At 63.3% G+C, this 9832-nt stretch carries 11 protein-coding genes; 4 read left to right on the top strand and 7 right to left on the bottom strand.

Annotated elements, in window-relative coordinates:
* From NYR54_RS01845 to yddG, 3 genes are all read left to right on the top strand, one after another.
* Nucleotides 1-274: hypothetical protein (locus NYR54_RS01845; RefSeq protein ID WP_261513707.1), on the top strand; the 274-nt coding region annotated here is incomplete at its 5' end.
* 14 nt (nucleotides 275-288) lie between these two features.
* The gene (locus NYR54_RS01840) at nucleotides 289-1056 is read left to right on the top strand and encodes a DUF3108 domain-containing protein (protein WP_261513706.1); all 768 of its coding nucleotides are present in this window, start codon (nucleotides 289-291) and stop codon (nucleotides 1054-1056) included.
* 22 nt (nucleotides 1057-1078) lie between these two features.
* Nucleotides 1079-1972 (top strand): aromatic amino acid exporter YddG, encoded by an 894-nt coding sequence (gene yddG, locus NYR54_RS01835; protein ID WP_261513705.1) that lies wholly within the window; start codon nucleotides 1079-1081, stop codon nucleotides 1970-1972.
* Between the two features lie 49 nt (nucleotides 1973-2021).
* Here yddG and gloB read toward each other — a convergent pair whose 3' ends face one another.
* Nucleotides 2022-2789 (bottom strand): hydroxyacylglutathione hydrolase, encoded by a 768-nt coding sequence (gene gloB / locus NYR54_RS01830; protein ID WP_261513703.1) that lies wholly within the window; start codon nucleotides 2787-2789, stop codon nucleotides 2022-2024.
* Nucleotides 2790-2886: 97 nt separating this feature from the next.
* On the opposite strand from gloB, the gene NYR54_RS01825 reads away from it, so the two are divergent.
* Nucleotides 2887-3675 carry a class I SAM-dependent methyltransferase gene (locus tag NYR54_RS01825; protein ID WP_261513713.1) on the top strand — a complete coding sequence of 263 codons (789 nt, stop codon included), beginning with the start codon at nucleotides 2887-2889 and terminating at the stop codon, nucleotides 3673-3675.
* A gap of 14 nt (nucleotides 3676-3689) precedes the next feature.
* Here NYR54_RS01825 and phoB read toward each other — a convergent pair whose 3' ends face one another.
* The 6 genes from phoB to NYR54_RS01795 form a co-directional block, all read right to left on the bottom strand.
* Complete coding sequence (phoB, locus tag NYR54_RS01820; RefSeq protein WP_261513702.1) at nucleotides 3690-4379, bottom strand: phosphate regulon transcriptional regulator PhoB; 690 nt, start codon at nucleotides 4377-4379, stop codon at nucleotides 3690-3692.
* A gap of 16 nt (nucleotides 4380-4395) precedes the next feature.
* On the bottom strand, nucleotides 4396-5100 hold the full coding sequence (gene phoU, locus NYR54_RS01815; protein WP_261513701.1) for a phosphate signaling complex protein PhoU: 705 nt from the start codon (nucleotides 5098-5100) through the stop codon (nucleotides 4396-4398).
* A gap of 29 nt (nucleotides 5101-5129) precedes the next feature.
* Nucleotides 5130-5948 carry a phosphate ABC transporter ATP-binding protein PstB gene (pstB, locus tag NYR54_RS01810; RefSeq protein ID WP_261513700.1) on the bottom strand — a complete coding sequence of 273 codons (819 nt, stop codon included), beginning with the start codon at nucleotides 5946-5948 and terminating at the stop codon, nucleotides 5130-5132.
* Between the two features lie 11 nt (nucleotides 5949-5959).
* Complete coding sequence (pstA, locus tag NYR54_RS01805) at nucleotides 5960-7252, bottom strand: phosphate ABC transporter permease PstA (protein ID WP_261513699.1); 1293 nt, start codon at nucleotides 7250-7252, stop codon at nucleotides 5960-5962.
* A gap of 5 nt (nucleotides 7253-7257) precedes the next feature.
* Nucleotides 7258-8637 carry a phosphate ABC transporter permease subunit PstC gene (pstC, locus tag NYR54_RS01800; protein WP_261513698.1) on the bottom strand — a complete coding sequence of 460 codons (1380 nt, stop codon included), beginning with the start codon at nucleotides 8635-8637 and terminating at the stop codon, nucleotides 7258-7260.
* 74 nt (nucleotides 8638-8711) lie between these two features.
* Nucleotides 8712-9746, bottom strand: coding sequence for a substrate-binding domain-containing protein (locus NYR54_RS01795; protein WP_261513697.1), 1035 nt, complete (start codon nucleotides 9744-9746; stop codon nucleotides 8712-8714).
* Nucleotides 9747-9832 lie beyond the last annotated feature (86 nt).

The raw sequence follows: 9832 nt of genomic DNA, 5'->3' as shown, positions 1-9832 counted from the left end.
GCTTGAACAACCCGACCCTACCGGAAAAACACTGGTGACCGCCGCTATCCTGCTACACCACGCCCCGGGACATCATCTCGCGTTACCGTTTATGGATAAACGAGCGTTTCAGCCTGCTGTCGGTCCTGAAGCCAGATACAGCGTCTTGCGCCACAGGCTATGGTCGTACCTTGGCCCCAGCATTCCCACCCAGAATGCGAACTTCAGCTCCGCAACGATGGTGTCCATACAACTGCCCAATTTGCTTACTTTGGCTTCTATCGAGGGGCGGTAAATAGGGAGTGCGGGATGAGAATCTTTCGCTTAGGACTGGTGTTTCTTCCAGCAGTGCTGGTGATGCTGGCGGCGCCACCCCTCGCGGCCGCCGAACAATCGTTTCGAACCCGATATGATGTGAGCCTGTTTGGTCTTCCCATCGGCCGGGCGGAGTTTGAAAGCAGGTTCAACGGCCACTCCTTCTCTATCGCGGGGCGCTTCAGGAGCGCCGGGTTTGCCCGCATCTTCGACCGCACGGACGGCACGGTCCAGGCATCCGGCCGCATCGGGACAAGGGCGAGTCAGCCTAGCCACTATGCGCTCGATTACCGCAGCGGGAAAAGGCAGAAGAAAACCACCATCCGCTTTTCCGGTGGTGCGGTGAAGGAAGCGACGAACCAGCCGGAACGCAGCCACCGTGGGGCGGATTGGGTCCCTGTCAGCTCTGACCAGCTTGCCGCGGTTTCCGATCCCTTGAGCGCCATGCTTCTGCCCGCGGCAAGCACATCCGAAATCTGCAATCGTACCATCCGGATGTTCGACGGGGAGATCCGGGCTGACCTGGTGCTGGAGCCAGCCGGGTCCCGCGAAAGCTTCCGCAACGCCGCCGTCACCTGCCGGGCGCGGTTCGTGCCGGTCGGAGGATATCGCAAGGGCCACTCGTCCATAGCCTATCTGCGGGACCGCGCCCGCATACTGATCGGCTTCCAGCCGGTGCCCGAGCAGAACCTCTACTCACCGGTCGAGGCAACGGTTACAACAAAGATCGGAACGGTGCGCATCAAAGCGCGCACGATGTGAACCCAAAGACAGGAACAAATGGATGGGGCGTGCCACGTTGATCGGCTTTTCCGCGGTTGCCATGTGGGCGCTGCTTGCGCTGCTGACCGCGGCCTCGGGCAATGTGCCACCCTTTCAGCTTTCTGCGATAACCTTCTCCATCGGCACGGGCGTGGGCCTTGTCGCGCAGGCGCTTTCTCCGGACTTCCGTAAGCGCGAGAAAGTGCCGGGAGCCGTGTGGCTCATCGGGATCGGCGGCCTCTTCGGCTATCACTTCCTCTATTTCACGGCGATCAGAAACGCCCCGGCGGTCGAGGCAAGCCTCATCGCCTATCTGTGGCCGCTGCTGATCGTGCTGGGCTCCGCCCTCATGCCGGGAGAGCGCCTTGGCTGGCATCATGTCGCGGGCGCCCTTTTCGGCCTCTCCGGCGCGGCGCTGATCGTCACGAAGGGCGGCAGCTTCACTTTTGAGAGCCGTTATGCGCTGGGCTACGCAACGGCGGCGGCCTGCGCGCTCTTCTGGTCGGGATACTCCCTTCTGTCGCGGCGCTACCAGGCAGTGCCGACAAGCACAGTCACATGGTTCTGCGCCGCCACCGCTGCGCTTTCTGCCTTCTGCCACCTCGTGCTTGAAGACACCGTATGGCCGGCGGGTATAAGCGAATGGCTTGCCGTCCTGGGGCTTGGCCTATTGCCGGTGGGCGCCGCCTTCTACGCCTGGGACTTTGGGGTGAAACACGGCAATATCCAGGTTCTCGGCGCGGCGAGCTATGCGGCGCCGCTTCTGTCCACTCTGATCCTGATTGCCGCCGGCCGCTCCGAGCCAACTATTTCGACGCTCGCGGCCTGTCTTCTCATTACCGGCGGTGCCGCGCTAGCAGCCAAGAACATGATCCTGCGGCGGAAGGAGCCGGCTGCCGAAGCGGTACCTTCCTGAACCTCAGGCATCAACGAAACGCCGGGGTTGAACAGAACCCGGCGCCTTCCTAGAATACGTCCTTGCGCTTGCGGATTTCTGCGAAGACCTCCTCGTCGGAGGCGTTTTCCATGTCCAGATTGCGGCGGATGGCCGGGTCGTGCCAGCGGAGGAACGGGTTCGTGGCCAACTCCTCGGCAAGCGTGGTGGGCAATGTCGGCTTGCCCTCGCGTCTCAGCGCCTCGACCTTTCTCGCCCGCTCCTTCAGCGCGGAGTTGGTCGGATCGACGGTAAGCGCGAATCGCGCATTGCTCTCCGTGTATTCGTGGCCGCAATAGATCACCGTCTCAGGCGGCAGGGCGGCGATCTTCTTTAGCGATTCCAGCATCACGGGCGGCTTGCATTCCAGGAGCCTTCCGCAGCCGAGCGCGAAAAGCGTATCGGCGGTAAAGGCGATGCCCGCATCCGCGAAGTGATAGGTTATGTGGCCGGCCGTGTGGCCCGGCGTCTCGATGACACGCGCGCTCTGCCTACCGATCGATACGGTATCGCCTTCCTTCACGCGCCGGTCGATCCCGGGGATTCTGTCGGCCTCCTTTTCCGGGCCTATGACGGTCAGGCCGAAGCGCTCCTTCAGCACCGGAATGGCCTCGACATGATCGAGGTGATGATGCGTGACCAGGATGGACGATGGGGTCCATCCTGTGCGGTTGATCGCCTCCAGAATGGTACGCTCCTCCGGCGCATCAATCAGCGCCGTCTCTCCGGTCTCAGGGTCCCGGGCGAGGACGCCGAAATTGTCGCTGCGGCAGATGAACTGTTCGATCTCAAGCGTCATGGGTTCCTCCATTCTCTGAGACATAGGCCCCGAACGGCGTCTTGTCACCCACTCGATGGCGCTTGCGGCGATGGTGAAGGCCGCTTACCGTTTGGCCATGAGCGCGGATATCGTCAACCTGCGAGCCTTCTATAGCAGCCTGCTTGGGCGGCTGGCGGAGCGCTCCATCGCCTCCGCACTGGCCGCGATCTGGACCAAGCTGCCGGACGAGCGGCTCGTCGGCCTCGGCTATGCGCTACCGTGGCTCGAGCGGCTGGGGAGCGATGCCGAGCGGGTGCTCGCCTTCATGCCGGCGCGGCTTGGCGCCCTTCGCTGGCCTGCCGGCAAACCGACGGCATCTGCGCTCGTATTCGAGGAAGAGCTGCCGCTTGCCGATTCGTCCGTGGATCGCATCCTGCTCGTGCATGCCCTGGAGCACGCGGAGGACCCGCGCCGCATGCTCATGGAAATCTGGCGGGTGCTTGCGCCCGGAGGCAGGCTGGTTGTCGTGGTGCCCAACCGGCGAGGCCTTTGGGCGCGTTTCGAGCACACGCCCTTCGGCACCGGCCGGCCCTATTCGCGCGCCCAGCTTGTCGAAATCCTGCGCGAGACGAATTTCACGCCGGGGGTGTGGGCGGATACGCTGCATTTTCCGCCCGCACAGCAGCGGTGGATCATGCGGCTGCATCGCGTGCTGGACCGCATGGGCGACCGCTTCTGGCCGCTTTTTGCCGGCGTTCTTGTGGTGGAAGCGGAAAAGCGGCTTCTGCAGGGCGTTCCGGTGACCGCCCGGAAGGTGAAGCGGGCGCTGGTTCCGGTGCTGACTCCGCAGGGCGTGACGCACAGGGAAGGCGCAAACGCACGGCGGTATACGCCCTGCAAGGGGTCGTCGCCAAACTCGGCCTGAACCAGCCCGAGAGACTATTGCTCCTGGATCGCGTAGCCTGCGCCTCTGATGGTGCGGATCACATCCGGCAGGCGCCCCTGGTTCACAGCTTTGCGCAGACGGCCCACATGCACGTCCACCGTGCGCTCGTCGATATAGATCGTCTCACCCCAGACATTGTCCAGAAGCTGGGCGCGCGAGAACACGCGGCCTGGATGCCGCATCAGGAACTCCAGCAGGCGGAACTCCGTCGGCCCCAGCCGGATTTCCTGCTTGCGCCTGAAAACGCGATGCGACTCACGGTCGAGCATGATATCCCCCACCTTTAGCACGGTGGAAAGCACTTCCGGCTTCGCCCTTCTAAGAAGCGCCCGCACCCGGGCGATGAATTCGGGCGTTGAGAACGGCTTCACCAGATAATCGTCCGCGCCGGTGGAAAGCCCGCGCACACGGTCGCTCTCCTCCCCGCGCGCCGTCAGCATGATGATCGGCAGGCGCTCCGTCTCCGGGCGCAAGCGCAGGCGGCGGCAAAGCTCTATTCCCGAGACGACCGGCACCATCCAGTCGAGCACCAGAAGGTCCGGCACGTTTTCCTGCAGGCGCAGTTCCGCCTCGTCGCCGCGCGTGATCACTTCGACCTGATAGCCTTCGGCCTCGAGATTGTAGCGAAGGAGCACGCAAAGCGGCTCGTCATCCTCCACCACCATGATCTTCGGCGCGATCATTCCGTTGCCTCCGCGCTCACGAGTCAACAGTCATCTGCGTTTCGTCCAGCTTCGGCCGCTGGACGGGAAGCTGGCTGCCGGTCAGGACATAATAGGCGTTTTCGGCGATGTTCGTCACATGGTCGCCAATACGCTCCAGGTTCTTTGCGCAAAAGAGCAGGTGCGTGCAGGCGGTGATGTTGCGTGGGTCCTCCATCATGTAGGTGAGGAGCTCACGGAAGACGGCGGTGTAGTGGACGTCGATCTTCTCGTCCCGATCGCGAAGCTCTACCAACGCATTGGGCTGTCGCTCCACATAGTGGCGGACGACCGCCTGCACCTGATCAAGCACCATGCCGGCCATGGTGTCGATGGAATGGGTGAGGCTGTGCGGCGTAGCGCTTTTGCCGACGGCGCCCACCCTTTTGGCGATGTTCTTGGCAAGATCCCCTATGCGCTCCAGGTCGGCTGCCATGCGGATGGCGCCGACAACGGCGCGCAGATCCTGCGCCATGGGCTGGCGCTTGGCGATCAGGGTCACGGCGCTTTTGTCAAGCTCCGTTTGCCGGGCATCCATGACGACATCGTTGGACACGACGCGCTGGGCTAGCGCGTTGTCGGCGTGAAGCAGCGCGCGCGTGGCGGCTTTGGTCATCGCCGCGGCAAGGTCGCCCATGTCGCGGATGAGGCGGTCAAGATGCTCCAGATCCTCGTCGAAGGAGGTGACGATGTGCTGGGCCATGGGATCCATCCTTTTGAGATGCGCCTGCCTCAGCCGAAACGGCCGGTGACGTAGTCCTGCGTGCGCTTGTCCTCGGGGTTCGTGAACATCTTGCCGGTCGGCCCCTCCTCCACCAGCCTGCCCAGGTGGAACATTGCCGTGCGCTGGGAAACGCGAGCGGCCTGCTGCATGGAGTGGGTGACGATCACGATGGTGTAGTTCTCGCGCAATTCGTCGATCAGCTCTTCCACCCGAGCGGTAGCGATGGGATCGAGCGCCGAGCAGGGCTCGTCCATCAGGATCACCTCCGGCGAAACCGCAATGGCGCGGGCGATGCACAGCCGCTGCTGCTGGCCGCCCGAAAGGCCGGTGCCCGGCTCGTTCAGGCGGTCCTTCACCTCGTTCCACAATCCCGCCTTCTGAAGGCTCGTCTCGATAATGGCATCGAGCTCGCTTCGGGAGCTTGCCAGTCCGTGGATACGCGGGCCGTAGGCAACATTCTCATAGATCGATTTTGGGAACGGGTTGGGCTTCTGGAACACCATGCCCACGCGCGCCCTGAGCTCCACCACGTCGATCTTCGGGTCGTAGATGTCCTCGCCGTCTAGTGTGATGGAACCTGTGACACGGCAGATGTCGATCGTGTCGTTCATGCGGTTCAGGCAGCGCAGAAAGGTGGACTTGCCGCAGCCCGATGGGCCGATCAGCGCCGTCACCTGGTTCTTGCGGACGGCCAGATCCACGTCGAAGAGCGCCTGCTTCTCGCCGTAGAACACATTCACCCCCGATGCCTGCATCTTCACCGTTTCGGTGCGAGCGGAATCTCTGTTGATGGCGTCTTCCACGGCAGCTTCGGCCAGCATGTTCATCTCCCAGCTCCTTACCAGCGACGTTCGAACCGTTGCCGCAGATGGATGGCGATAGCATTCATGACGATCAGAAAGCCCAGCAGCACGAGGATGGCCGCCGAGGTGCGCGAGACGAAGCCGCGCTCGGGGCTGTCGGCCCAGATGAAGATTTGCGTGGGTAATGCGGTGGCCGGGTCCATCACGCCGCCGGGCGGCGTTGTTAGAAAGGCGTTCATGCCGATGAGAAGCAGCGGGGCGGTCTCGCCCAGCGCCTGGGCAAGCCCGATGATCGTGCCTGTCAGGATGCCCGGCAGCGCAAGCGGGAGCACATGGTGCAGGATGACCTCGTGCCGGGAGGCGCCGATGCCGAGTGCCGCCTCGCGGACCGAAGGCGGAATGGACTTCAGTGCCGCGCGCGTGACGATGATCATGGTGGGCAGCGTCATCAGTGACAGTACGAGGCCGCCGACCAGAGGTGCCGAGCGCGGCAGGCCGAAAAGCTGGATGAAGACGGCAAGCCCCAGAAGACCGAACACGATGGACGGAACGGCAGCCAGATTGTTGATGTTGACCTCCACAAGGTCGGTCCAGCGGTTCTTCGGCGCGAACTCCTCCAGATAGATGGCCGCGGCAATCCCGACCGGGAAGGAGACAAGGAAGCAGACAAGCAGCGCGTAGAAGGATCCGACCAGCGCACCGGCAAGACCGGCAAGCTCCGGAAACCGGCTGTCGGAATTGACGAACAGGGCCCAGTTGAAGAGGGTGGAGACGAGCCCCCTCGCCTCGAGGCTTTCGAACAGCCCGATCTCGAAATCGGAAACGCGACGGCGGTCCTCCGGCAGATTGCGGTCGATCACGCCCTTGTTGAGCTGGTCGAAGGGATCGGACGCCGGAACCTCAAGGGTGAAGCTGCGGCCGACCAGTTCTGGATTGGCCACAACATGGTTGCGGACCATATTGGCCGTTCCCTTGGAGAGAATGTCACCAGCCGTCCGCAGTTCACTTCTGCTTTCAAGCTCCGGAAAGAGCTGCTGCACGGCATTCGTGATCACTGCCCGGTAGTTGCCCGAGGTGGGGTCGCCCGCCGGCACATTTTCCGGATCCGCCGTGAACTCCACCGCGATATGGGTCTGGACAAAGGCGCTGTAGCCCCCGACCACCAGCGAGGCGATCAGGATGCCGAGCAGACCGACCGCAACGAGGACGGAGACGAGCCCGTAAATCCGAAGCCGACGATCGGCGGCATAGCGCCGCCTGCGTCTTGCCGCAGCCTGCGGCGAAGACCAGTCGAACGGTTCGGGCACGGTTGGCGCGGCGCCGGACATGGCTTCTACTCGTATTTCTCGCGATAACGCCGCACGATCCTGAGCGCCGCGACGTTCAGGTACAGCGTCACGACGAATAGCACGAGGCCGAGGGCGAAGGCTGAGAGCGTCTTGGGGTTGTCGAAGGCCGTATCGCCGATCAGCATGGTCACGATCTGCACGGTCACGGTCGTCACGCTGTCGAGCGGATTGGCTGTCAGTGTCGCCGTGAGCCCGGCCGCCATGACGACGATCATGGTCTCGCCGATGGCCCGGCTTGCCGCCAGCAGAATGCCGCCCACAATTCCGGGAAGTGCCGCCGGAAGAAGCACGCGCGTGATCGTCTCGGCGCGCGTGGCGCCCAAGGCAAGCGAGCCATCGCGCATCGACTGCGGCACGGCGCGGAGCGCATCGTCGGAAAGCGAGGAAATAAAGGGAATGATCATGATTCCCATCACGCCGCCTGCGGCAAGGGCGGAGTTGGGCGAGATAGCGATCCCCATCATGGAGCCCGCCTGGCGGATTGCCGGCGCGACGACGAGAACCGCGAAGAAACCGTAGACGACGGTCGGCACGCCGGCGAGGATTTCGAGAACTGGCTTGACGATGCCGCGCACGCACTCGCCCGCAAACTCCACCAGATAGATGGCGGAAAGCAGGCCGATGGGGATCGCCACCAGAAGCGCAATGGCGCTGATGAGCAGCGTGCCCGTGAAGACGGGAACGGCACCGAATGCTCCGGTTCCTGCCACCTGGTCCTCACGGATGGCGATCTGCGGCTCCCAGTTGAGCCCGAAGAAAAACTCCTGCAGCGGCACGAGACGGAAGAACTGCATCGCCTCGAATGTGAGCGAGACGATAATGCCTCCCGTCACGAAGATCGCCACGGCGGCCGAGGCGATCATGACGATGTCGAGCGTACGTTCGAAGCTCTGGCGCGCACGGAAGCCGGGTGCCATGCGGGCGCGCGCGAGATAAAGGGCGAGCACCATCATGGCGACTGTCACCACCACCATCGCCCACCGGGCGATGGCTTGCCAGCTCTGCAGCCTCTCTGCGGCGGTACGGATTTCCGGCGAGGGTTCGGTGAAGATGCGGCCGGAAGCCACATTCCTGATCTCGCTTATGTAGAGCGAAAGGCGCGAGGCGGAGGCGCCTTCGGTCATGCTCGCCGGAAGCGAGGCAAGCACCAGATGATCAATGATGGTGTCCTGGAACAATAGCCAGAGGACAACGAGAACAGATGCAGGCAGGCCGACCCAAACGGCGGCAAAGGCGCCGTGATAGACCGGCCGGGAATGAAGCTGCGCGCCCTGCGCGGAAACGAAACTCTTCGCCGTCGTTCGGCCCACATGAAATGCAGCGAGCGACAGGGCCAGAATGACGAGAAACAGATATCCGGTCACGGGCGGAAGCCTGGTTCTGAGGTTCCAGTCCGCCGCGCGGACTTTCCCGCGCGGCAGGCAAGCGGTCGAAAGCCTTACTGGGTGAAGCGCGTGAAGTTTTTGCCTTCGATCGCGGCCTTCCGGACCTCCTCGCGGCGCTGATCGTCGAGCGGGATAAGGCCGCGCTCCTCAAGGTAGCCGCCAGGGCCCATGGCCTCCTCGGAGACATATTCCTCGACGAACTCCTGCAAGCCCGGGATCACGCCGCGATGTACGTTCTTGACGTAGAAGAACAGCGGGCGGGCGACCGTGTAGCTCTCGTCGGCGATCGTCTCGGGCGTAGGCTTCACGCCTTCCACGGCAACCGCCTTCAGCGTGTCCTGGTTTTCATAGAGGAAGGAGTAGCCGAAGATGCCGAGCGCGTTATGGTCGGCCTGAAGGCGCTGGACGATGAGATTGTCGTTCTCACCCGCCTCGATGAAGGGGCCGTCCGTGCGCATGCGCTGGCAGACCTCCTCCTTGCGGGAAGCCTCTAGCGCCTGAATGGCGGGGAACGCCGCGCAGCCCTCGATCATGACCAGCTCGACAAAGGCATCGCGCGTGCCGGAGGTAGGCGGCGGGCCGAACACGGTGATTTCGGCGTCGGGCAGGGACGGGTCGATCTCGTTCCAGCGAGTGTAGGGATTCGGCACCACCTTGCCATCAACCTCAACTTCGGCCGCCAGCGCCTGGAAAATCTGCGCCTTGGTCAGATCCATCTCCGGGCCGTCGACCGAATGCGCGATGGAAAGGCCGTCCGAGCCGATCTGCACCTCGGTGATGCTGTCAACGCCGTTCTGGACGCACAGCTCGTATTCGCTCTGCTTCATCGCGCGCGAGGCGCCAGTGATGTCGGGATGGTCCACGCCCACGCCGCCACAGAAGATCTGCATGCCGCCGCCCGTGCCGGTCGATTCGGTGACGGGCGCCGCGAAATCGGTGATGTTGCCGAACTCCTCGGCAACGGCCTGCGTATAGGGAAAGACGGTGGACGAGCCGACGATGCGGATCTGGTCGCGCGCCTCAGCGGCGCCGACGCTCACCGTCACGGCCATCGCCGAGACAGATGCCGCAAACACGATGCGTTTCATAGGGGCTACTCCCTGTCCATTTTCCGAGCGACGCCAGTACAAGGCGACGGGAGAGCCCATAGCGATCTTGTGTAACAGTAAGATGA

Source organism: Chelativorans petroleitrophicus (assembly GCF_025398195.1).
Lineage (GTDB): Bacteria > Pseudomonadota > Alphaproteobacteria > Rhizobiales > Rhizobiaceae > Chelativorans > Chelativorans petroleitrophicus.
The sequence above is the reverse complement of the archived record's forward strand: the minus strand, read 5'-3'. Positions and strand labels throughout refer to the sequence as shown.

Coding starts and splice junctions, on each gene's coding strand:
- NYR54_RS01840 (WP_261513706.1), top strand. CDS start 289: ATGAGAATCTTTCGCTTAGGACTGGTGTTTCTTCCAGCAGTGCTGGTG.
- yddG (WP_261513705.1), top strand. CDS start 1,079: ATGGGGCGTGCCACGTTGATCGGCTTTTCCGCGGTTGCCATGTGGGCG.
- gloB (WP_261513703.1), bottom strand. CDS start 2,789: ATGACGCTTGAGATCGAACAGTTCATCTGCCGCAGCGACAATTTCGGC.
- NYR54_RS01825 (WP_261513713.1), top strand. CDS start 2,887: ATGAGCGCGGATATCGTCAACCTGCGAGCCTTCTATAGCAGCCTGCTT.
- phoB (WP_261513702.1), bottom strand. CDS start 4,379: ATGATCGCGCCGAAGATCATGGTGGTGGAGGATGACGAGCCGCTTTGC.
- phoU (WP_261513701.1), bottom strand. CDS start 5,100: ATGGCCCAGCACATCGTCACCTCCTTCGACGAGGATCTGGAGCATCTT.
- pstB (WP_261513700.1), bottom strand. CDS start 5,948: ATGAACATGCTGGCCGAAGCTGCCGTGGAAGACGCCATCAACAGAGAT.
- pstA (WP_261513699.1), bottom strand. CDS start 7,252: ATGTCCGGCGCCGCGCCAACCGTGCCCGAACCGTTCGACTGGTCTTCG.
- NYR54_RS01795 (WP_261513697.1), bottom strand. CDS start 9,746: ATGAAACGCATCGTGTTTGCGGCATCTGTCTCGGCGATGGCCGTGACG.